Annotated in this window: 17 protein-coding genes, 1 tRNA gene and 1 other RNA gene; 8 read left to right on the forward strand and 11 right to left on the reverse strand. The window is 69.3% G+C overall.

Annotated features, from left to right (window positions below):
- Positions 1–171: 171 nt before the first annotated feature.
- The 6 genes from MJ607_RS07085 to MJ607_RS07110 all read right to left on the reverse strand — a co-directional run bounded on the left by MJ607_RS07085 (position 172) and on the right by MJ607_RS07110 (position 8,836).
- Entirely contained in the window at positions 172–528 is a 357-nt protein-coding gene (locus MJ607_RS07085; protein WP_243074868.1) for a cell wall-binding repeat-containing protein, read from the reverse strand.
- Between the two features lie 256 nt (positions 529–784).
- A complete protein-coding gene (locus MJ607_RS07090; RefSeq protein ID WP_243074869.1) occupies positions 785–2,866 on the reverse strand; it encodes a cell wall-binding repeat-containing protein in 2,082 nt (693 codons plus the stop codon).
- A 473-nt stretch (positions 2,867–3,339) separates the two neighbouring features.
- Positions 3,340–3,714, reverse strand: coding sequence for a hypothetical protein (locus MJ607_RS07095; RefSeq protein WP_243074870.1), 375 nt, complete (start codon positions 3,712–3,714; stop codon positions 3,340–3,342).
- A 517-nt stretch (positions 3,715–4,231) separates the two neighbouring features.
- Positions 4,232–7,231, reverse strand: coding sequence for a bifunctional [glutamine synthetase] adenylyltransferase/[glutamine synthetase]-adenylyl-L-tyrosine phosphorylase (locus MJ607_RS07100; protein WP_243074871.1), 3,000 nt, complete (start codon positions 7,229–7,231; stop codon positions 4,232–4,234).
- Between the two features lie 16 nt (positions 7,232–7,247).
- Positions 7,248–8,585 (reverse strand): type I glutamate--ammonia ligase, encoded by a 1,338-nt coding sequence (glnA, locus tag MJ607_RS07105; protein ID WP_243074872.1) that lies wholly within the window; start codon positions 8,583–8,585, stop codon positions 7,248–7,250.
- A gap of 29 nt (positions 8,586–8,614) precedes the next feature.
- A complete protein-coding gene (locus MJ607_RS07110) occupies positions 8,615–8,836 on the reverse strand; it encodes an SPOR domain-containing protein (RefSeq protein WP_243074873.1) in 222 nt (73 codons plus the stop codon).
- A 67-nt stretch (positions 8,837–8,903) separates the two neighbouring features.
- Between MJ607_RS07110 and ppgK the strand changes: the two genes are divergently transcribed.
- A complete protein-coding gene (gene ppgK, locus MJ607_RS07115; RefSeq protein WP_243074874.1) occupies positions 8,904–9,668 on the forward strand; it encodes a polyphosphate--glucose phosphotransferase in 765 nt (254 codons plus the stop codon).
- A gap of 94 nt (positions 9,669–9,762) precedes the next feature.
- Here ppgK and rnpB read toward each other — a convergent pair.
- The 3 genes from rnpB to MJ607_RS20180 all read right to left on the reverse strand — a co-directional run bounded on the left by rnpB (position 9,763) and on the right by MJ607_RS20180 (position 12,656).
- Positions 9,763–10,125: RNase P RNA component class A (gene rnpB, locus MJ607_RS07120), an RNA gene on the reverse strand.
- A gap of 46 nt (positions 10,126–10,171) precedes the next feature.
- On the reverse strand, positions 10,172–11,905 hold the full coding sequence (locus MJ607_RS07125; protein ID WP_243074875.1) for a bifunctional 3'-5' exonuclease/DNA polymerase: 1,734 nt from the start codon (positions 11,903–11,905) through the stop codon (positions 10,172–10,174).
- 19 nt (positions 11,906–11,924) lie between these two features.
- Positions 11,925–12,656 (reverse strand): zinc ribbon domain-containing protein, encoded by a 732-nt coding sequence (locus MJ607_RS20180; RefSeq protein WP_243074876.1) that lies wholly within the window; start codon positions 12,654–12,656, stop codon positions 11,925–11,927.
- 83 nt (positions 12,657–12,739) lie between these two features.
- Here MJ607_RS20180 and MJ607_RS07135 point away from each other — a divergent pair, with 83 nt between their 5' ends.
- Positions 12,740–14,263 (forward strand): amino acid permease, encoded by a 1,524-nt coding sequence (locus MJ607_RS07135; RefSeq protein WP_243074877.1) that lies wholly within the window; start codon positions 12,740–12,742, stop codon positions 14,261–14,263.
- Between the two features lie 28 nt (positions 14,264–14,291).
- Here MJ607_RS07135 and MJ607_RS07140 read toward each other — a convergent pair.
- Positions 14,292–14,364: transfer RNA gene (locus MJ607_RS07140), tRNA-Val, on the reverse strand.
- 157 nt (positions 14,365–14,521) lie between these two features.
- On the opposite strand from MJ607_RS07140, the gene aceE reads away from it, so the two are divergent.
- The 6 genes from aceE (at position 14,522) to MJ607_RS07170 (ending at position 22,103) form a co-directional block, all read left to right on the forward strand.
- Entirely contained in the window at positions 14,522–17,251 is a 2,730-nt protein-coding gene (gene aceE, locus MJ607_RS07145; protein ID WP_243074878.1) for a pyruvate dehydrogenase (acetyl-transferring), homodimeric type, read from the forward strand.
- A gap of 29 nt (positions 17,252–17,280) precedes the next feature.
- Positions 17,281–18,483 carry a CdaR family transcriptional regulator gene (locus MJ607_RS07150; protein ID WP_243074879.1) on the forward strand — a complete coding sequence of 401 codons (1,203 nt, stop codon included), beginning with the start codon at positions 17,281–17,283 and terminating at the stop codon, positions 18,481–18,483.
- A gap of 85 nt (positions 18,484–18,568) precedes the next feature.
- A complete protein-coding gene (locus MJ607_RS07155) occupies positions 18,569–19,483 on the forward strand; it encodes an ACP S-malonyltransferase (RefSeq protein ID WP_243074880.1) in 915 nt (304 codons plus the stop codon).
- Positions 19,480–20,481, forward strand: coding sequence for a beta-ketoacyl-ACP synthase III (locus MJ607_RS07160; RefSeq protein WP_243074881.1), 1,002 nt, complete (start codon positions 19,480–19,482; stop codon positions 20,479–20,481). Before MJ607_RS07155 ends, MJ607_RS07160 begins: the two co-directional genes overlap by 4 nt.
- A 75-nt stretch (positions 20,482–20,556) precedes the next feature.
- On the forward strand, positions 20,557–20,805 hold the full coding sequence (locus MJ607_RS07165; RefSeq protein WP_243074882.1) for an acyl carrier protein: 249 nt from the start codon (positions 20,557–20,559) through the stop codon (positions 20,803–20,805).
- A gap of 59 nt (positions 20,806–20,864) precedes the next feature.
- Positions 20,865–22,103 (forward strand): beta-ketoacyl synthase, encoded by a 1,239-nt coding sequence (locus tag MJ607_RS07170; RefSeq protein WP_243074883.1) that lies wholly within the window; start codon positions 20,865–20,867, stop codon positions 22,101–22,103.
- A 161-nt stretch (positions 22,104–22,264) separates the two neighbouring features.
- On the opposite strand, the gene MJ607_RS07175 is transcribed toward MJ607_RS07170, so the two are convergent.
- Positions 22,265–22,768: a DUF3145 domain-containing protein gene (locus tag MJ607_RS07175; RefSeq protein WP_243074884.1), complete on the reverse strand. Its 504-nt coding sequence runs from the start codon at positions 22,766–22,768 to the stop codon at positions 22,265–22,267.
- Positions 22,769–22,799: the final 31 nt, after the last annotated feature.

Below are 22,799 nucleotides of genomic sequence, written 5' to 3' on the forward strand. Positions count from 1 at the left end.
GAGGGCCGTCCTCTTTGTGCATCGAGCCCGCGAACTCTTCTGGGGGCGGGCGGCATGCTCGGCGGCCGGGATACGGGGACCCGACTCGGCCGCGTTTACAGATCCCGACCCGAGGCGGAGTTCATGCGTGCTGTTCGATCAGTCGTTGCGCAGTCCCGCGTGGAGGCGTTGTTAGGGGCAGGCGACGAGGTTAGCGGCCGGCTCGGAGACTGAGCTCGGATCTCCCATCACCACACGAGAGCGTGAGTAGTGCCTTCCGATGGAGTCAGCGACAACTTGGGGTGTGCACTGTGGGGGCGTTATGTAGATCGGCGCGCCGGGTCGACCGGCCACAGCGGCGGCCGCCAGCGCATCCGGTAAATTGGTGCCGTTCGTCACGAACAAGGCATCGGTCTGGTAGTGGAAGTAGGCATCGTCTATGAGGACCGCCGTTTCGTAGCGTCCTGCGCCGCCATATCGATTCACCGAGAATCCGAGGCACTCGAGCTGCGTCTGCATCGTCCCGGAGACGGAGTTCTCGTCGCCCACGATCGAGATCGTCTGAACGCCCAGCCGGGTAGTTCGGCGATGGTTGGTTCGGGTACCGATGGTGATGTCGGGGTTCCATCCCAGTTAGCGAGTTACGGTCGCTTCACCGTTGGCGAATGTGAAGGAGAACTGCGTGGGGTCGGCGTCGCTGGCTGCGTGCGCGGGACCCACCGAACGGCGTTGCGGCCGCGGCGCCAGCAATCGTGGCTGCCAGTGCCACTCCGACGCGGAGCCCACGCGCAGTTGCGGACTACCATCAGCGGAGGGACTTGCGGTAGCCGGCGGCGACTGCCGCCGATTCGGTGCTGAAGCACTCTTCAGGGTTGGTGGCGTCGTAGAACTGGCCGCCGGGCATGTGGTAGATCATCGAGTCGGCGTTGCCCTTGATCGGTGCCCATGCAGGGCAGTTCCACGTTCCCGTGATGGGTTTGGTGCGGCTGGGGTATCCGACAGCGCCGGTTGCCGCGGAGGTGGCGGACGCTCCGAGGTAGCCGGTCGCGGAGCCGGTGACTTGGACGGCGATGCTCTTGCCCGCGAGTGCCGAGGTGAGGAGGAGGGTGCTACCCGTGCCGGAGACCGGCGATCCGTTGGCATACCACTGATATGAGAACTGGGTGCCGGCGGTCCACGGACCCGGGTTCGCCGAGAGAGTGCTGTTCACTGTCGTCGTGCCACTTATCGTGGGCTGGCCGACGGTCATGCAGCCGAGGTTGGCGGCGGCGGCATCACCGACCGACTTCGTGTCCCCCATCACGACCCGGGCCGAGCCGCCGACCCGGTTCAGCGAGACGTGCACGGCTTCCGGAACACACGGCTGGGCAGTGATGTAGAGCGGGGCGCGCAGGTAACCGGCCAGTGCCGCCGCGGAGAGCGCGTCGGGGAAGTTCGACCCTGCAGCCACGAACGCGGTACTGACGGCGCCCGGGAAGTAGGCGTCGTTGATCATCGCCGCGGTTTCGTAGCGTCCTGCTCCCCCGTAGCGCGTCACCGATCCGATGGCGCTGCGAAGCTGCGACTCTATTCCCGCGGAAACCGACTTCTGGTCGCCGACGATGGACAGCGACGTGACGCCGAGCTGGGCCAACATGCCAAGCGTCTCCGGCGGCACCGTTGCCGCGGCTCCTTCGACGAGGACCACCGGAGCCTGGCGAGACCCTGCCGCGCCTGTGGCTGCGAGCGCGTCGGGGAAATTTCTACCGTTCGCAATGATCGCGTGGGAGGACGCCGTAAAGGCGGTGTTGACGATGATCCGGCCGGTTTCGAAACGGTCCGCGCCCCCGAGTCGCGTGGTGGGCGCGACCGTGCGAAGCGCCTGAACGACCGACTCGCTGATCGATCGCGCGTCGCCCGTGACATAGATCTGCTTTGGCGCAAGGCGGATCACCTCGCTCAAGGTCGACGGCTGAATCGTGTCACCAGTCGTGGTCAGCAGGGGGCCGCCGAGGACCGCTGCCGCCGAAGCGGCGGAAAGAGCATCAGGGAAGTTGCTTCCCAACGCAACGAACAGAACCGGAACGCCGGGAGCGTACCGCTGAGATGTCGCGATGGACGTGGCGTATCGATCGATGCCGGCCAAGCGAGTCGTGGTGTCAGGCGCGAAGGGCGCGATCACGGTCTCACCGGGCGCGGTCTCACCAGGCACCGGCTCACCAGGCACCGTTTCACCAGGAACTGTCTCACCGGGCACCGTCTGATCGGGCACCGTTTCATCAGGGTCGGTTTCCGTCGACGTGATCATCACGGTCGGAAGCGTGACCTCCGTGTCGCCACAATCACCCGAAAGCACCGACTTCAGCGCCGCCTGCTCTGCAGCGTCAGTGGTAAGTGACCAGCGGTACTTGATCGTCGCCCAGGAGGTGACGTATTCGCAGGTGTTGGCCGTGTTCGGCGGCAGCCACTCGGCCGGGTCCTTGTCCGACTTCGACTGATTGGATGCCGACGAGGCGGCGGTGAGTGCGTAGGGGACGTCGAGGTCGTTAGCGAAGGAACGTCGCTGCTCGTCGGTCCATCCTGACGCGCCTGAACGCCATGCCTCGGCGAGAGCGACGACGTGGTCGATCTCGATCCCACTTGGCGATGTTGCGGTCGCACCGTCATAGGGCGACACCCATGTTCCATTGGTCAGGTAGCATCCCGCACCCACCGAGAGGGAAGTAGTCGATTCCTCGATCAGAACCTCGTACCGGGTGTTGCACCCGTCACCGTCGACGTCGATCCAGTGTTCGAACCGGTCACGGTCGTACGCGGGCGACGTTGTTTCGTCGGCGACCTTGAGCAGCCCCGGGAGCTGCGACGCGGTGTTCGTTGCGGCTGCTGCGGGCTGGACTGCGACGACCATAGACAAAAGAATTGATGCGCCGGCGAGAATGGCGATGCGCGCTCGAATAGACACGACGAACGTGACCTTTCCTTGGAGATACGGCCCCAGGACCGCACTCCTCAGACTAGCTCAACGAACCAATAGAATCCTGATAGACACTGCATAAAGGGGTTCGTCACGCGCCGGGTTGGGTCCGCTCAGGGCACGCGGATGGCGTCGGCTCCCCGAGCCGACAGCCCAGTCACCACGGTCTCTCCCGACCTGGCGGAGTGAACGCGTCCCCGACCAGCCCCCTGATCAGCGCCCCTTCCACCAAGGTCACCCACCCAATCTGCTCTGGTTGTCTTTGAGGCTTGTTTCGGCCGGGTTCTCGAGTCTGACTGACAGAGTCGCCGCCCCGAACGATCAGGTCGCAAGGGCGGCTGCCACTCGCGGAAGTGCGAGCGCATTGCGGCTTCTGATCTATCCGCCCCATGGGAGCGTCCGGATGCCTAACGAGGAGTCGGCCCGAGGCGGTTGTCGAGTGCGCCCTGCCCTTGATTGGCGACCACACTCGAGTTTTCCAGGAGGGCAGCATTCACCAAATCATTCGCCGCGTCACCGCTGACGTCCTGAGTAATCCTGGCGAGCGCATCGGCGATCGCCTGCGCGTCCACGATCACATCGGGCGGGGGGTTGATCGCCGTGAGGTAGCCGCGCACGATGTCGAGCTCGGCCTGCAGCATCTCATCGTCGTTCTCGTTCTTGCGCACTCGCTGCAGAAGGGTCACATGAAACGGGGAGCCTATCCGCACGCGTGTGCCCGTCACCAGCGAAATGACATCGATCTCGTCGGTGTTGGCCAGCGGGATGATCGTGTAGGACATGTTCTTCTCCTTTGGAGCTGGCGGCGCTAGAAGGCCCTGTACGGCATTGATTCGGGCACCGAGGATGGTCTCAGTCCAGCCGAGATAGGTTCGCCCGATCTGCCGCTGGCGCGCAGCCAGGGTCGTCTCACTGATGACACCGAAATTGGGAAAGTCCGTCGCGACGACTCGGCCGTTGCCGAGGCTGATGACTACGTCGCCCGCGGTATTGCCCGGCCTCTCGCCCCACCACACAGGAACACCAGGGGGGGGATTGCGATCGTCCCGGTGTTTTCCGTCGCTACCCTCCCAGCCCGCGAGAGCGGTCCCGAATGTGCCCCGTGCTCTCGCCCCGTTCGCCCAATACGCGAGCCAAACGTAGTGAAGGCACATACCGTGCGAGCACGTGCGGTAGGAGAGAAGTGTCTGCGCGGCAGCATTGCCGTCGACCATGGCGCACCCCGTCCGAAGTCGGATCAAATGCGGTGCAAATGGTACTCCTAAGCGGAGACCACCAAAAGGGCCGGGCGGAGCGGGCTCAGCCGTAGAAGTTCTTCTCGAAGACCCGTCGCGCGCGGCGCGTCGCGGCGAGGTAGTCCTCCTCGACCTGTGTCGCCGAGCGAGGCGGATACTCGAGCAGACGCCCGATGCCGTCGAGCCGCTTGCGGTCGACGGGGAGGACATCGCTCGTCTGGCCCGACAGCAGCGTATTCGCCGAGCGCAGACGGCTCGCGAGGCGCCACGCCTCGGCGAGACGATCGGCGGAAGCCTCAGGGAGGAGCCCGCCCGCGGCGGCGGCGCGCAGCGCGGTGATGGTCGAGGTGGTCCGCAGCTCCGGCAGCCGATGCGAATGCTGGAGCTGAAGCAGCTGGACGAGCCACTCGACATCGCTGAGCGATCCCGGTCCGAGTTTGAGGTGGCGTGCGGGATCGACCCCCTGCGGCAGACGCTCGCTCTCGACCCTCGCCTTGATCCGCTTGATCTCGCGCACCGCCTGCGGATCGACGGACGCCGGGTACCGCACGTCGTCCGCGAGCGCCATGAAGTCGCGGATCAGCTTGACGCTGCCGGCGACGCCGCGCGCCCGCAGGAGCGCCTGAGCCTCCCACGAGAGCGACCAGCGCCGGTAGTACTCGGCGTAGGCCTCGAGCGAGCGGGCGAGCGGTCCGTTGCGGCCCTCGGGCCGCAGATCGGCGTCGAGGTCCAGCGGCACTCGGTGGTCTTCCGAGTGCTTGCGCAGGGCGGCCACCAGCTGGAGCGCAAGCGCGTGCGCGCGCTGCGGATCGACGCCGTTCGCGCGGTAGACGTACATGACGTCGGCGTCCGAGCCGAACCCCAGCTCGGCACCGCCGAACCGCCCCATCGCTATGACCGAGAAGTCCAGCGCGGCGTCCTCCGCGGGCACGACCTCGCGCCACACGGCGCGCAGCGTCGCCTGGATGGTCACCTCGGTGATCGTCGTGAGCGACTCGGCGAGCTCTTCTACCGTGATCGCGCCCAGGATCGCCGCCATGGCGGTCCGCAGCAGCTCGCGGCGACGCAGGGCCCGGACGGAGCGCATGGCGTCCTCGATCGTCGCGTGCCGAGTCTGGATGGCGCGGGCCTCCTGCTGCAGGGCGACGCCCGAGCGGGGCGTGAGCAGGTCGTGGTCGTCGAGCCACGCTGCGGACTCCGGCGTCCACTCCATGAGCTCGGCCACGTACTTCGAGCCCGAGAGCACGCGTGTGAGGCTCTCCGCCGCGGCCGACGAGTCGCGCAGCATCCGCAGGAACCAGGGGCTGTCTCCCAGCCGCTCGCTGATCCGCCGGAAGGCGAGGAGCCCGTAGTCGGGGTCGACCCCGTCGGCGAACCAGCGGATCATGACGGGCATGAGGTGACGCTGGATCGTCGACTTGCGGCTGAGGCCGCTCGTGAGGGCCGCGATGTGCCGCAGAGCACCCGCCGGGTCGGCGAACCCGATCGCCGCGAGCCGGTCGTGCGCCTGCGCCGTCGACAGCGCCCTCTCCTCCGCAGGCAGAGCCGCGACCGCCGACAACAGCGGACGATAGAAGAGGCGGACATGGATGTCGCGGACCTCGCGCTTCACCGACTCCCACACCTCCCACACGCCGGGGCCGGTCTCGGCGAGCCGCGACGCGCGCGCGAGCACACGCAGCTCGTCGGGGCGCGACGGCATGAGGTGCGTGCGCCGCAGCTGGCGCAGCTGCATCCGGTGCTCGAGCACTCTGAGGACGCGGTAGTCCCTCGAGAAGGTCGCCGCCTCGGCGCGGCCGATGTACCCCTCGGCGACGAGGGCGTCGAGGGCCTCGAGCGTGCCGCGCTGCCGGATGCGGTCATCGCTCAGGCCGTGCACGAGCTGCAGGAGCTGCACCGTGAACTCGATGTCCCGGATGCCGCCGGGGCCGAGCTTGATCTGCTGGGCGACCTCCGCGGCCGGGATGTGCTCGGTGACGCGCTCGCGCATGCGCTGGACGCTGTCGACGAAGTTCTCGCGCGCGGCGCTCGACCACACCTTGGGCTGCACCGCGCCGACATAGGCCGCGCCGAGCTCGGCGTCGCCCGCGATGGGCCGGGCCTTCAAGAGTGCCTGGAACTCCCAGCTCTTGGCCCATCGGTCGTAGTAGGACATGTGCGAGTCAAGGGTCCGCACGAGCGCGCCCTGCTTGCCCTCGGGCCGCAGATTCGCGTCGACCTCCCACAGGGCGGGCTCGATCTCGGCACCCGAGACGCCACGCATCATCTGCACCGCGAGGCGCGTCGCGATGTCCACGATGCGGCTCTCGCCGACCTCCTCGAGGAGGTCGTCCGCTCCCCCGGCGACGAAGATGACATCGACGTCGCTCACGTAGTTGAGCTCGCGCGCGCCCGTCTTGCCCATTCCGATCACGGCGAGCTTCGTGCGCGCGACCTGATCTCGCGGGAACAGGCCCGGTCCCACGCCCCCTGCGATCTTGGTGCGGGCGACGCACAGCGACGCCTCGAGGGCGGCGCCCGCGGCATCCGCGAGCCTTCCGGCGACGGCGGCGAGTTCGTCGACGGGGCTCGGCGTCAGGAGGTCGAACGCCGCGATCCGTGCGAGCAGGGTGCGGTAGCGCACGCGGAGGGCGATCCACGCCTCCTCGTCGCCGCGCTCCGCGAACCCGTCCTGCGCGCCGACGGCCGCGAGCAGCTCCGACTGCAGGTCGTGAGTGGACGGCAGCACTGCGCCGGCTCCGACGAGCCCCACGAGCTCCTCCGGGTGCCGCAGGTAGAAGTCGCCGAAGCCGGAAGACGCCCCCAGCAGCGCCCACAGCGCGCGCCAGCCCCGCGGATCGGTCCGCAGCGCGCGCACGGGAGCGGCATCCCGACGCACGATGCGCGAGAGCGCCACGAGCGCGGCATCCGGATCCGCGGCGACCGCGATCGAATCCGTCAGCTCATCGCGTTCCAGCCCGAGCGCCTGCTCGAGCTCGACGAGGAGGTCTTCGGCGCCCGCGAGGTCGCCGAAGCCGAGCCTCGCAAGCCCTGTGAGGGCGGTGGACCTTTCGGGTGTGGACATCGTCTCGCGAGCGAGATCAGAGCATCTCGAGGTTGCTCTTCAGCTCGAACGGCGTGACCTGCGTGCGGTAGTCCTGCCACTCCGTGCGCTTGTTGAGCAGGACGTAGTTGAACACCTGTTCGCCGAGCGTCTCGGCGACGAGCTCCGACTCCTCCATGTACTCGAGGGCGTGGTCGAGGCTCGCGGGCAGCGGCGCATAGCCGAGCGCGCGACGCTCGGAGTCGGTGAGCGACCACACGTTGTCTTCCGCCTCGGGCGGGAGCTCGTACTCCTCCTCGATGCCCTTGAGACCCGCCGCGAGCATGAGCGCATAGGCGAGGTAGGGGTTGGCCGCCGAGTCGAGGGCACGGTACTCGACGCGCGAGGACTGGCCCTTGTTGGGCTTGTAGAGCGGCACGCGCACGAGCGCGGAGCGGTTGTTGTGACCCCAGCAGATGAAGCTCGGCGCCTCGTCGCCACCCCAGAGGCGCTTGTACGAGTTGACGAACTGGTTCGTGACGGCCGAGATCTCGTTCGCGTGGCGCAGGAGGCCCGCGATGAAGTGCCGTCCGACCTTCGAGAGCTGGTACTGCGCGCCCTCTTCGTAGAAAGCGTTGACATCGCCCTCGAAGAGGGACATGTGCGTGTGCATGCCGCTGCCGGGCTTACCGCTGAGCGGCTTGGGCATGAACGTCGCGTAGACGCCCTGCTCGATCGCGACCTCTTTGATGACGGTGCGGAAGGTCATGATGTTGTCGGCCGTCGCGAGGGCGTCCGCGTAGCGCAGGTCGATCTCGTTCTGGCCGGGCCCGCCCTCGTGGTGGCTGAACTCGACCGAGATGCCGAGGTCCTCGAGCATGCGCACGGAGCGCCGGCGGAAGTCGTGCGCCGTGCCGCCGGGGACGTTGTCGAAGTAGCCGGCCGAGTCGACGGGCTCGGGGCCGTCGGTGCCGAACGACGAGGACTTCAGCAGATAGAACTCGATCTCGGGGTGCGTGTAGAACGTGAACCCCGCGTCGGCGGCCTTCGCGAGCGCGCGCTTGAGGACATGCCGCGGATCGGCGACGGCGGGCTGGCCGTCGGGCGTCGTGATGTCGCAGAACATGCGCGCCGTCGGGTCGATCTCACCGCGCCAGGGCAGCGTCTGGAACGTCGTGGGGTCGGGATGCGCCAGCAGATCCGACTCGTACGACCGGGTGAGACCCTCGATCGCCGACCCGTCGAATCCGAGGCCCTCGCTGAAGGCTCCCTCGACCTCGGCCGGTGCGATCGCCACCGACTTCAGGGTGCCGATGACGTCGGTGAACCACAGGCGGACGAACTTGACACCCCGTTCCTCGATCGTGCGCAGAACGAAGTCACGCTGCTTGTCCATCTGATCCTCTCCCGGCCGTGACGGCCAGACTATCCGGCGTTCTCGTCGGTCTCGGAGGACGAGCCCCACGCGTCGTCGCGTGCTTCGTCCTCGCTCCACGCGCGCGAACGCTCGCGGAGGACCTCGGGGGCGCCTGCGGCCTCCTCGGGGGTGTCGAAAGGACCGGCTCGATCGACGGAAGGAGACTCGAAGCCCTTCTCGACCTTGCCGGTCTTGAGGTTGTACCAGTACTTCTCTTCGCCGTCCGTCACGGTGCCTCCCCTTCGATCCTGCCTCGATCCTACTGATCGCTCACGTGCCGCTGGATAGGCTGGGCCCATGGGAGCGAACGCGAGACGTGCGGTGGGCGTCGACATCGGCGGAACGGGCATCAAAGCGGGGATCGTCGATCTCGACGAGGGGGTGCTCGCGAGCGATCGCGTCAAGGTGCCGACCCCGGCGGGCGCCGAACCTGCGGACGTCCTCGCGGCCGTCCGCACGGTGCTGGACACGCTCGGCGTCGCCGACGACCACAGCGTGCACCTCGGTGTCGCCTTCCCCGCGATCGTGAAGGGCGGCCGCACGCTGTCGGCCGCCAACGTCTCGGACAAATGGATCGGATTCGAGGCCGAGAAGTTCTTCGAGGACGGCCTGGGACGCGGCATCCACTTCGCCAATGACGCGGATGTCGCCGGGGTCGCCGAGGTCCGCTACGGCGCCGCGCGCGGCCGCGAGGGGCTCGTCGTCCTCACGACGCTCGGCACGGGCATCGGCTCGGCCCTCATCTACAACGGAGTCCTCGTACCCAACAGCGAGCTCGGGCACCTGCAGCGGGCGAAGCAGAAGGGCGACGCCGAGACCTACGCCGCGTACTCCGCGATGGAGCGTGAAGAGCTCTCGTGGGAGGAGTGGGCGGAGCGCCTGCAGTGGTACTACAGCCACGTCGAGTTCCTCTTCAGCCCCGACCTGTTCATCGTCGGCGGCGGCGTGTCGAAGCACAGCGACCAGTTCCTGCCGCTGCTCGACATCAAGACGCCGATCGTGCCGGCCGTGCACCGCAACAACGCGGGGATCATAGGGGCAGCGGCTTTGGCGCTCGGCTGACGAAGTCAGCCCTCGCGGGGAATTCCCCGCGATCTCATGAACACAGCGCTGCGGCTTTGGCGCTCGGCTGACGAAGTCAGCCCGGCCTGAGGTGCGAATGGGCCGGCCTGTACGCCGGGTTCTGTCCGGGGGCGTGAGCCCCGTGGACGGTCATCTCTCTCGGCGACACGTTGCCGTGCCGCTCCAGCGGCCTACCCGAGGACTCGGCGAGCCGCGTCAGCATCCTCTGTCTGGCCTTGCTCCGGGCGAGGTTTACCTTGCGGGCCGTGTCACCACGACCCCGGTGGTCTCTTACACCGCCGTTTCACCCTTACCCCGGCCGAGGCCGAGGCGGTCTGTTCTCTGTGGCACTGTCTCGCGGATCACTCCGGGTGGGTGTTACCCACCGCCCTGCCCTGTGGAGCCCGGACGTTCCTCGGCGCGGGCGAACCCGCGACGCGACCGTCCAGCCGACCCATTCGCATCCTCGATTTTAGACGCACGCGCTGAGTGCGACCTCGCGGTCAGTCCTTGTCGGCGGTCTGCGCGATCTTGAGATCGAGGGGGAAGTCCAGCGGGAACTCTCCGAAGAGCAGACGACCCGCGGATGCCGCAGACCCGCGCACAGCGTCGGCGACGGCGACGGCGAGGGCGATCGGGGTGTGCACGATGATCTCGTCGTGCAGGAAGAAGGCGATGTGCGGCGAGGCCGCGAAGACCGGGCCGGAGCGCGGCGCGGCATCCGTCGGAACCGGAGGGAGTGCCGCGAGCCGGCCCCGCAGATCGGCGAGCCACGCGAGCGCCCATTCGGCCGCCGTGCCCTGCACGACGAAGTTGCGCGTGAACCGGCCTCGATCGCGGGCCCATCGGCGGGCCTGCGTCTCGTCGGCTCCGGATGCCTCGGCCTCGGTCGCCCGCGACTGGGAGTCCCGCCAGCCCGAGGACGGCGCAGGCGAACTGCGGCCGAGCCAAGTCGTGACGACCCCGCCTTCCTCGCCGACGCGCGCCGCGTCGTCGACGAGCGCCATCGCGCGGGGGTACTGCCGACGCAGGCGCGGCACGAGCCGGCCGCTCTCGCCGGTCGTCGCCCCGTACATCGCGCCGAGGATCGCGATCTTCGCCTCGCTGCGCGTAGCGACAGTCCCGCTCTCGACGATGCCCGAGTAGAGATCCCGCCCGCGGGCGGCATCCGCGAGTCGCTCGTCCCGCGACATCGCGGCCAGCACCCGCGGCTCGAGCTGTGCGACGTCGGCGACCACGAGCGTCCAGCCGGGGTCCGCGCGAACGGCGGTGCGCAGCTGCCTCGGCAGCTGCAGCGCTCCCCCGCCGGACGAGGCCCACCGGCCGGTCACGACGCCGCCGGGGATGTAGACCGGGCGGAAGCGCCCGTCGCGCACCCATTCGTCCAGCCACGTCCAGCCGTTCGCACTCAGGAGGCGCGAGAGCTTCTTGTACTGGATGAGCGGTTCGATGACGGGATGCTCGTGCTCGGCGAGCTCCCACCTGCTGGTCGATTCGACGAGGATCCCGACACGGTGCAGCGATCGCAGCAGCTTGGGCTGCGAATCGAGACTCGCCGCCGGGTCGCCGAGCTCGCGGCGCACACGGTCGGCGAGCTCTTGGAGGTGCGCCGGCTGCCCGCCACCCGCGCGGCGGGGGCCGAGGACCTCGGTGAGCAGCGCGTCGTGGACGGCGGCGTCCCAGGGCAGTCCCGCGGCGCGCAGCTCCGCCGCGACGAGCGCGCCCGCCGACTCCGCCGCGATGAGGAGCCGGAGGCGTCCGGGGTCCGAGGAGCCGGAAACGGCGGCGCGCTGACGGGCGAACTCCGCGAGGGCGGCGTCGAGGCCACCCGGCGGACCCACCGGCGTCGCGACCTCGTCGAGGTCGAACAGCGCGGCCGACTGCTCCGGCGCCGCGACGCCCGCGACATCCCACGCCGTCGCGGCACGCAGCTCGTCTGCCGCGGTGACGAGAGCCGAGTCGCGCAGGATGGCGTGGCACAGGCGCAGATCGTGGCAGCGCGCCACGCGCACTCCCGCGGCGAGCAGGCCCGGGTACCACGACGTCGCGTCGCTCCAGACCCACCGCGGTGCATCGACGGCCTCACGATCCGCGATCCAGGCCGCGGCATCCGTCGCCGTCAGCGTCTCCCGCGCGCATTCGCGCCCCACCGCGTCGAGCGTTGCCGCGACGACATCGCCTCCCGCGCGCCCGAGGACGATCCACGCGACGACGTCGGCAGGGTCGGCCCCCGTCACCGTCGTACGGCGGGCTGCGTCACAGCCCGGACTCCTCCGTGCGCACGAGGATCCCGCCGCATTCGGGGCAGTGGACGACGGCGTCGGTCTGCGCCTGGCGGATCGCCTGGAGATCGGTGCCGGAGAGCACCATGTTGCAGCCCTCGCATGTCGCGCGGCGCAGGAGCCCCGCCGCGACACCGCGCTTCGCGAGACGGTCGTAGAGGGCGACGAGGTCGGCGGCGATGCTCGCCGCGACCGCCTCGCGGTCGCGCGTGGCCTGCTCGAAGTTCGTCGTCGCCTCGCCGATCGCCTGCTTCGCCTCGGCGCTCAGGCGGGAGCCCTCGGCGTTCGTCTCGGCGATGAGCGCCTCCTGCTCGGCCACGGCGGCGTCGGCCTGCTCGAGGCGCTCCATGATCTCGAGCTCGGCGTCCTCGAGGTCTCCCTTGCGGCGCGCGAGCGAGGCGAGCTCGCTCTCGAGTCCCTGCGCCTCTTTCGGGTTCGTGGATGTCGCGAGCCGCTCCGCGTCGCGGGCCCTGCGCGCGTCGACGACGGCGACATCGGACTCGATGCGGGCGAGCTCCGTGCGGAGGTCGTCGCGCGCTCCGAGCCGGGTCGACAGCTCCTGGCTCAGTCCCTGCCGCTGCGCGAGAAGCTCGCTCACGCGCGCCGCCTGAGGCGGGTTCGCGCGAGCGGCTTCGGCGCGCCGGATGCGCGTGTCGAGCTCGGCGAGGTCGAGGAGACGGCGCTGGTCTGCGGGGGATGCGATCACGCTCCCAACCTACCGCGGGGCGTCGACGCGAGCTCCCGGCGGCCACTACCATGCAACGACCGGTGCATCGAAGGAGACGTCACATGAACGTTCTGCGCACGAAGTCGGTCGAGCAGTCCCTCGCCGACACGGACGAACCGGAGTTCCGCCTCAAGAAATCGCTCACAGCTCTCGATCTCACCGTCTTCGGCGTGGGCGTCGTGATCGGCGCCGGCATCTTCACGCTGACGGGACGGGCAGCGCACGAGGTCGCAGGCCCAGCGATCGTCATCAGCTTCGTCGTGGCGGCGATCGCCTGCGCGCTCGCGGCCATCTGCTACGCCGAGTTCGCCTCGACCGTCCCGGTCTCGGGCTCGGCGTACACGTTCTCGTACTCGTCGCTCGGCGAGCTGTTCGCGTGGATCATCGGCTGGGACCTCATCCTCGAGATGTTCCTCGGCGCGAGCGTCGTGGCGCAGGGCTGGAGCGCCTACTTCGGAACGCTCATGGATCAGCTCGGGGCACCCGTCCCCGAGGCGATCGGATACGGCGGGACCGTCGACCTGATGGCGATCCTGCTCGTTCTCGTCCTCGGCGGACTCATGACCTTCGGCATCAAGGAGTCCCTGCGGGTCAACCTCGTGCTGGTCGCGGTCAAGCTCTTCGTCGTGCTGTTCGTCATCGTCGCGGGCCTGCTCTTCGTCGATCCGGCGAACTGGACGCCGTTCATCCCCGAGGCGACGGCGCGCGAGACTGCGACGGGGCTCAGCCAGCCGCTCCTCCAGTTCCTCTCGGGCGTCGAGCCCGTCGCCTTCGGCGTCGGCGGCATCTTCGCGGGCGCCGCTCTGGTGTTCTTCGCCTACATCGGCTTCGACGTCGTCGCCACGACGGCGGAGGAGACGCGCAACCCGCAGCGGGACCTGCCCATCGGCATCATCGCGTCGCTCGTGATCTGCACGATCCTCTACTGCGCCGTGGCGCTCGTCGTGACGGGCATGGTGCCCTACCAGGACCTCGACCCGGCGGCCGCGCTCGCCTTCGCCTTCGCCTTCCACGGGCAGGCGTGGATGGCGACCCTCATCTCGGCGGGCGCCGTGGCGGGTCTGACCACGGTGGTGCTGACCCTCCTCATCGGCGCGACGCGCATCATCTTCGCGATGTCGCGCGACGCCCTCCTGCCGATCGCGCTCGCCAAGGTGCACCCGAAGTTCCGGACGCCGTGGGTCATCTCGATCATCGTCACCGTGATCGTCGCGGTGGTCGCAGGGTTCACCCCCATCGGCCTCCTCGAGGAGATGGTGAACATCGGCACCCTGTCGGCGTTCGTGCTCGTGGCCGTCGGGATCATCGTCCTGCGCCGCAAGCGCCCCGACCTGCCCCGGCCCTTCCGCGTGCCGCTGAGCCCGTGGCTGCCCGCGCTGTCGGCGGCCCTGAGCCTCTACCTCATGCTCAACCTCACGGTGGAGACGTGGCTGAGATTCCTCATCTGGCTCGTGATCGGGTTCATCATCTACTTCGCCTACGCGAGCCGTCACTCGCGCATCGGGCAGCCCGGCTACACCGACTTCTCATTGCCGCACATCGTGTCGCACACGCGGGACGACAGCGACGACGACCCGCGCTCGTGAGGCGCCGGGCGGAAGACTGTGCGAGAAGTGGGCCCTGCCGGGATCGAACCGACGACATCCACGGTGTAAACGTGGCGCTCTACCAGCTGAGCTAAAGGCCCCTCCCGTCAGTCTACGGACAGCACCCGGCCCGATTCGACGTCGAAGGTTCCCTGAATCGCTAGGCTGGTCAGCGGTGTGCTGTCCGAAGCCGACAAAGCCGGCAGCATCCGTATGCCGAATTCCTGGCATGACCTGCCAGATGACGAAAGGTCCCTTGTGACTGTCAACGATCAGGATCCGTACTCCCAGGGACCGCTGGACAGCGATCCGGAAGAGACCTCCGAGTGGCAGGAATCCCTGCAGCAGCTCGTGCAGGCAAAGGGATCGGGCCGCGGCCGCGAGATCATGCTGAGCCTCCTGCAGACCTCGCATGAGCTGCAGCTCAACGTGCCGCAAGTGCCGACGACCGACTACATCAACACGATCGCGCCCGAGAACGAGCCCGAGTTCCCCGGTGACGAAGAGCTCGAGCGGCGCTACCGCCGCTGGATCCGTTGGAACGCCGCACTCACGGTGCACCGCGCGCAGCGGCCCGGAATCGGCGTCGGCGGGCACATCTCGACCTACGCGTCGTCCGCATCGCTCTACGAAGTCGGCTTCAACCACTTCTTCCGCGGGCTCGACGACCCGAGCGGCGGCGACCAGATCTTCATCCAGGGCCACGCCTCCCCCGGCATCTACGCCCGCTCGTTCCTCGAGGGCCGGCTTTCGGCCGAGCAGCTCGACGGCTTCCGTCAGGAGAAGTCGAAGGCTCCCCTCGGCATCCCGTCCTATCCGCACCCGCGGCTCATGCCGGACTACTGGCAGTTCCCGACCGTCTCGATGGGCCTCGGTCCCATCAACGCCATCTACCAGGCGATGACGAACAAGTACCTCACCAACCGCGGCGTCAAGGACCTCACGAACTCGCACGTGTGGGCGTTCCTGGGCGACGGCGAGATGGACGAGGTCGAGAGCCGCGGTCAGCTGCAGGTCGCCGCGAACGAGGGGCTCGACAACCTCACGTTCGTCGTCAACTGCAACCTGCAGCGCCTCGACGGACCCGTGCGCGGCAACGGCAAGATCATCCAGGAGCTCGAGAGCTTCTTCCGCGGCGCCGGCTGGAACGTCATCAAGGTCGTCTGGGGCCGTGGCTGGGACGAGCTGCTCGCGACGCAGGATGCCGCAGCCCTCGTGCACCTCATGAACACGACGCCCGACGGCGACTTCCAGACGTACCGCGCCGAGGACGGCAAGTTCATCCGCGACCACTTCTTCGGGCGCGACGAGCGCACGGCGTCGATGGTGCAGGACTGGTCCGACGACGACATCTGGGGCAAGCTGCGCCGCGGCGGCCTGGACTACACGAAGGTCTACGCCGCGTACAAGGCCGCGACCGAGCACAAGGGCCAGCCCACCGTCATCCTCGCCAAGACGATCAAGGGCTACGGCCTGGGTCACCACTTCGAGGGCCGCAACGCGACCCACCAGATGAAGAAGATGACGCTCGAGGACCTCAAGCACTTCCGCGACTCGATGCGCATCCCGATCACGGACGCGCAGCTCGAGGAGAACCCCTACGCCCCGCCCTACTTCCACCCGGGCAACGAGGACGAGACGATCCAGTACATGGTCGAGCGCCGCCGCGCGCTCGGCGGCTTCCTCCCGGAGCGCCGCTCGCACCACGTGCCGATCCAGCTCCCCGGCGACGCGTCCTACGCCCTGCCCAAGAAGGGCTCGGGCACGCAGGAGATCGCGACGACGATGGCCTTCGTCCGGCTCCTGAAGGACCTCCTCCGCGCGAAGGACTTCGGTCACCGGATCGTGCCGATCATCCCCGACGAGGCCCGCACGTTCGGCATGGACGCGTACTTCCCGACGGCGAAGATCTACAACCCGAACGGCCAGAACTACACGTCGGTCGACCGCGAGCTGCTCCTCGCCTACAAGGAGAGCCCGCAGGGCCAGATCATCCACGTCGGCATCAACGAGGCGGGCGCCGTCGCGGCGTTCACCGCGACGGGCACGTCGTACTCGACGCACGGCGAGCCGCTCATCCCGGTCTACGTCTTCTACTCGATGTTCGGCTTCCAGCGCACGGGCGACGCCCAGTGGGCGGCCGGCGACCAGATGGCGCGCGGCTTCATCATCGGCGCGACGGCGGGACGCACGACGCTCACGGGCGAAGGCCTGCAGCACGCCGACGGCCACTCGCAGCTGCTCGCCTCGACGAACCCCGCGACTGTCGCGTACGACCCTGCGTACGGCTACGAGATCGCGCACATCGTCCGTTCGGGCCTCGACCGCATGTACGGCGGCAACCACCCCGACCCGAACGTCATGTACTACATGACCGTCTACAACGAGCCGCTCGTGCAGCCCGCCGAGCCGGAGAACGTCGACGTCGAGGGCATCGTGCGCGGCATCCACCGCATCTCGGTCGCCGAGGGAGAGGGCCCGCGCGCCCAGATCCTCGCATCGGGCGTCGGCGTTCTCTGGGCCTACGAAGCACAGCGGCTGCTGCGCGACGACTGGGGCGTCCAGGCGGACGTCTGGTCGGTCACGTCGTGGTCGGAGCTGCGTCGCGACGGTCTCGCGGCCGACCAGCACAACTTCCTGTACCCCGACGAAGAGCCGCACACGGCGTACATCACCGAGAAGCTGCGCGACACCCCCGGCCCCGTCATCGCGGTGAGCGACTGGATGCACGCCGTGCAGGACCAGATCCGCCCGTGGGTGCAGCACCGCTACGCCACGCTCGGCGCCGACGGCTTCGGCTTCTCGGACACGCGTGCGGCCGCCCGTCGCTTCTTCAAGATCGACGGCCCGTCGGTCGTCGTGCGCACGCTGCAGGCGCTGGCCGAGGACGGCGTCGTCGACCGCGGCCTCGCGGCCCAGGCGATCGAGAAGTACCGCCTGCACGACGTGACAGCCGGCACGAGCGGCAACGCCGGCGGCGAGAGCTGACCGAGGGGATGGCTGAGGGTCGCCCGCAGATGGACAAGACCGAGACACTCGCGTGGCTTCGTCGCATCTCGGGCGACCTCGCTTCCGCCACGATCAAGCGGCTCGAGGAGACGCTGACGTGGTACTCCGACATGCCCCCCGCGCGGCGGTCTGCCGTCGGGCTCGTTGCACAGGCCGGCATCTCGTCCTTCATCCAGTGGTACGAGGACCCGCGCTCGACACCCGCGATCGCGGCCGACATCTTCGCCGCGGCGCCGCGTGAGCTGCTGCGCAGCGTGAGTCTGCAGCAGACGCTGCAGCTCGTGCGCGTCACGGTCGAAGTGACCGAGGAGCGGGTCGCGTCCAAGGGCGAGCACGTGCGCGAAGCGATCCTGCTCTACTCGCGCGAAGTCGCATTCGCCGCGGCCGACGTCTACGCGCGCGCCGCCGAGACGCGGGGCCTGTGGGACGCGCGGCTCGAGGCGCTCGTCGTCGACTCGATCCTGACGGGCGAGGCCGACGAGGAGCTGCCGAGCCGCATCGCGGCCCTCGGCTGGCACGGCCACGGCGAGGTGTCGGTGCTCGTGGGCACGACTCCCCCGCTGCTCGACGTCGACCAGCTGCGCCGGACGGCGCGCAAGCTCGGCGTCGACGTGCTGATCGGCGTGCAGGGCTCGCGCCTCGTGCTCGTGATCGGGCGCGCCGAGCTGCCGGCGCGCACCGAAGAGCTCCCCGCAGAACTGCCCTTCCCCGAGATCGCCCGCCGCCTCGAGCCGGGCTTCGGAGCCGGCCACCTCGTCGTCGGCCCCGCAGTGCCGGCGCTCGTCGAGGCGAGCCAGAGCGCGCGTGCGGCGCTCGCGGGGTTCGCCGTGGCGCGCGCATGGCGCCACGCGCCGCGACCCGTGGAGGCCGACGACCTGCTGCCCGAGCGGGCGCTCGCGGGCGATCCGCTCGCGAAGCAGACGCTCGTCGAGAAGATCTACCGGCCGCTGCACACCCACAGCACCGACCTCGTCGCGACGCTCTGGAGCTACCTCGACAACGGCCGTTCGCTCGAAGCGACGGCCCGCGAGCTGTTCGTCCACCCGAACACCGTGCGGTACCGGCTCAAGCGCGTCTCCGAGGTCATCGGATGGGATGCGACGGGCCCGCGCGAAGCGCTCATCCTGCAGACCGCCCTCGTGCTCGGCTCGATCGGCACCGACGCGACGCGTCGTCGAGCGCCCTCCTCATCGCGCCGACTCAACGGATGACGCTGTACGACAACGACAAACGATTCGCGGAATTCTGTGCGTCCACCGCCAGAAGACCGGATTCGATCCTTGGAAGGATGGATAGGTGATCATCGCGGTCTTCCCCGGACAGGGCTCTCAGTCCCCCGGGTTCCTCACCCCCTGGCTCGAGCGAGACGGCGCTGCCGACCGCCTCGCGGCCTACTCAGAGTGGGCCGGCGTCGATCTCGTCGCGGCAGGCACCGAATGGGACGCCGACCGCATCCGCGACACGAAGGTCGCCCAGCCCCTCATCGTCGCCGCGAGCCTCCTGTCGTGGAACGCCCTCGAGGACCGCAGCGCCGTCGCCGGCGTCGCGGGCCACTCGGTCGGCGAGTTCGCGGCCGCTGCTGCGGCGGGCATCCTGAGCGAAGAGGACGCCCTGCGGCTCGTGGGACTGCGCGGTCGTGCCATGGCGGATGCCGCAGCCGCGGCCGAGACCGGCATGAGCGCCGTCATCGGCGGGGACGAAGCATCCGTCGTCTCGCGTCTCGAAGAGCTCGACCTGACCCCCGCGAACTACAACGGAGGCGGACAGCTCGTCGCAGCGGGGGCCATCGCGGACCTCCAGCGACTCTCGGCCGAGCCCGTCGCCGGCACGCGGGTCATCCCGCTGCAGGTCGCCGGCGCGTTCCACACGCGCTTCATGGCACCCGCCGTCGACGCGCTGCGCGCCGCCGCGACCGATGTGGCGACGGGCGACCCCGCTGTGCGGGTGTGGACCAACCGCGACGGCTCGACGGTCGACTCGGGCGCCGCCTTCCGCGACCTGCTCGTCGACCAGGTCGCCTCGCCCGTCCGCTGGGACCTCTGCATGGCAGCCTTCGCCGACGCGGGAGTCACCGGAATCGTCGAGCTCAGCCCCGCCGGCACACTCATCGGCCTCGCCAAGCGCGCGCTGCGCGGCGTCCCCGGTGTCGCCGTCAAGACCCCCGACGACCTCGAAGCCGCCTCCGCGCTGCTGAACGGAGCATCCGCATGAGCCGTCCGCTCGCACAGCCCACCGGCGTCGCGCACACCCGCATCTACTCGTACGGCGCGGCGCGCGGCGAGATCGCGGTGCCCAACGCCGACATCATCGGCCCCATCGACTCGAGCGACGAGTGGATCCGCCAGCGCACCGGGATCGTGACGCGCACGCGCGCCGTCGCCGGGACGGATGCCATCGATCTGGCGACGGATGCTGCGCGCGAGGCGATCGAGCGCTCGGGTGTCGCGGCATCCGATGTCGACGCCGTCATCGTCGCGACGATCAGCAATCCCAAGCAGTCGCCCTCGGTCTCGGCGATCGTGGCCGACCGCGTAGGTGCGAACCCCGCCGCCGCCTACGACCTCAACGCCGCGTGCGCGGGCTTCGCGTACGGCGTGGCACAGGCCGATGCCCTCATCCGCGGCGGCATCGCGAAGTACGTCGTAGTCGTCGGCGCCGAGAAGCTGAGCGACATCGTCGACCCCGCCGACCGCAGCATCTCGTTCCTGCTCGGCGACGGAGCGGGCGCGGTCGTCGTCGGCCCGAGCGACACGCCGGGCATCGGCCCGACGGTATGGGGCTCGGACGGCTCGAAGTCCGAAGCGGTCGGCATGAACCACACGCTGACGGACTTCCGCGACGGCACGGCGCCCTGGCCGACCCTGCGCCAGGAGGGCCCCACGGTCTTCCGCTGGGCCGTCTGGGAGATGGTCAAGGTCGCCCGCCAGGCGCTCGAGGCCGCGGGCATCGAAGCATCCGATCTCGCCGCCTTCGTCCCCCACCAGGCGAACATGCGCATCATCGACGAGTTCGCCAAGCAGCTCGGACTCCCCGAGACGGTGCTCGTGGGCCGCGACATCGAGACGACCGGCAACACGTCGGCCGCATCGATCCCGCTCGCGACGCACCGCCTGCTCGAGGAGCACCCCGAGCTGAGCGGCGGACTCGCGCTGCAGATCGGCTTCGGCGCCGGACTCGTGTTCGCCGCCCAGGTCGTCGTCCTCCCGTAGCCGCAGATCACCCGACCCTAGACTGTCAACGGCCCGAAACCGGGCCCGCGAACCCCGAAGAAAACAGGAGAAACCATGGCATTCAGCAGCGAAGAGGTCCTCGCTGGGCTCGCCGAGCTCATCACCGACGAGACCGGCATCTCGGCCGACGAGGTCGCGCTCGAGAAGTCGTTCACGGACGACCTCGACATCGACTCGATCTCGATGATGACGATCGTCGTCAACGCCGAGGAGAAGTTCGGCGTGACGATCCCCGACGACGAGGTCAAGAACCTCAAGACCGTCGGCGACGCCGTCTCGTACATCTCGTCGAACCAGGCCTGAGCCCACCTCCCGGTGGGGACGCGACGCGTCCCCACCGGCTCCCCCGCACGAGGATTCCCATGAGCACACCCCGCATCGTCGTCACCGGCATCGGCGCTTCCACGCCGCTCGCCGGCACCGCCTCTGAGACCTGGGCAGCGCTGCTCGACGGCGCCTCCGGCGCCCGCACCCTCGAACACGAGTGGGTGGCGAAGTACTCACTCCCCGTCACGTTCGCGGCCGAGGCCGCCGTCCGTGCCGACTCCGTGCTCGAGCGCCCCGTCGCCAACCGCCTCGACCCCTCGGCGCAGTTCGCGCTCGTCGCGGCGCGCGCCGCGTGGGAGGACGCCGGCGCCCCCGACGTCGACCCCGAGCGGCTCGGAGTGGACTTCGCGACCGGCATCGGCGGCCTGCAGACCACCCTCGCGGGCTGGGACACGCTCAAGGAGAAGGGCCCGCGCCGCGTCATGCCCATGAGCGTCCCGATGCTCATGCCCAACGCGCCCGCCGCCGCCGTCTCGATGCACCTCAACGCGCGCGCCTACGCCCGCACCGTGGCGTCCGCCTGCGCCTCGAGCACCGAGTCGCTCATCAACGCGTTCGACTCGCTGCGCCTCGGTCGCGCCGACGTCGTCATCGCGGGCGGCTCCGAGGCCGTCATCCACGGCCTCACGATCGCGGCCTTCTCGGCGATGCAGGCGCTCTCGAAGCGCAACGACTCCCCCGAGACCGCCTCGCGGCCATACAGCATCGACCGCGACGGCTTCGTCATGGGCGAGGGCGCCGCGGCGCTCGTGCTCGAGACGGAGGAGCACGCCAAGGCGCGCGGCGCCAAGATCTACGCCGAGGTCGTCGGCGGCGGCGTCACGGCCGATTCGTACCACATCACGGCCCCCGAGCCCGAGGGACTCGGTGCATCGCGCGCCGTGCGCGCGGCGCTCAAGGAGGCCGGCGCGACGCCCGACGACGTGACCCACATCAACGCCCACGCGACCTCGACCCCGACGGGCGACATCGCCGAGTACAAGGCGCTGCACAGCGTCTTCGGCGACCGCGTGCACGAGATCCCGGTCTCGGCGACGAAGGCTTCGACGGGTCACCTGCTCGGCGGGACGGGCGCGCTCGAAGCGATCTTCACGATCCTCGCGATCCAGGACCGTCAGGCTCCGCCCACGATCAACCTGACGACGCAGGACCCCGAGATCCCGCTGCGCATCTCGGGCTCGACGATCCCGCTCGGCGACGGCCCGCAGCTCGCGATCAGCAACTCGTTCGGCTTCGGCGGCCACAACGCCGTCGTCGCGTTCCGCTCGGTCTGACACGCACGAGACGCCCCCGCGCTCCGCAGGAGCGCGGGGGCGTCTTTCGTGTCAGCGGTGATTCGCGTTCTCGGTCTCCGGGATTCTCTGCCTCCGACCACCGTTAGTTGCGCCTCCACCGCCTTCCCGCGCCCGCCGGCCTCACCGGCGGGAAGCTGTCGTCAGCCGACCTTGTGCAGCCAGACGACGGGTGCGTCGTCGCTCGCGTGCCGGAACGGCTCGAGCTCTTCGTCCCACGCCGCGCCGAGCGCCACCTCGAGCTCGCGCTGGAGCTCGACCGGGTCGCCCGCCGCGACTTCCAGCGCGTACCGCACGCGGTCCTCGCCGATGACGACGTTGCCCGCCGTGTCGGTCTGCGCATAGTGGATGCCGAGACCCGGCGTGTGCATCCACCGTCCGCCGTCGCTGCGGGGCGTGGGGTCCTCGCTCACCTCGAAGCGCAGGTGCTCCCACCCGCGCATCGCGGTCGCGAGTGCCGCGCCCATGCCGGCGTGGCCCTCCCAGTAGAACTCCGCGCGTCTGCTCCCCGAGAGGATCGGCTGTTCGCACCAGTCGAAGTTGACCGCCCGCCCGAGGGCGCGGCCTACCGCCCACTCGAGGTGGGGGCACAGTGCACGTGGCGCGGAATGGATGAAGATCGCTCCGCGCGCTTGTGAAGACGCCATGGTCGCTCCGTTTCCTTCAGGTACGTCTTCC

It is taken from the genome of Microbacterium sp. SS28 (assembly GCF_022761035.1).
In the GTDB taxonomy this organism is placed as follows: Bacteria; Actinomycetota; Actinomycetes; order Actinomycetales; family Microbacteriaceae; genus Microbacterium.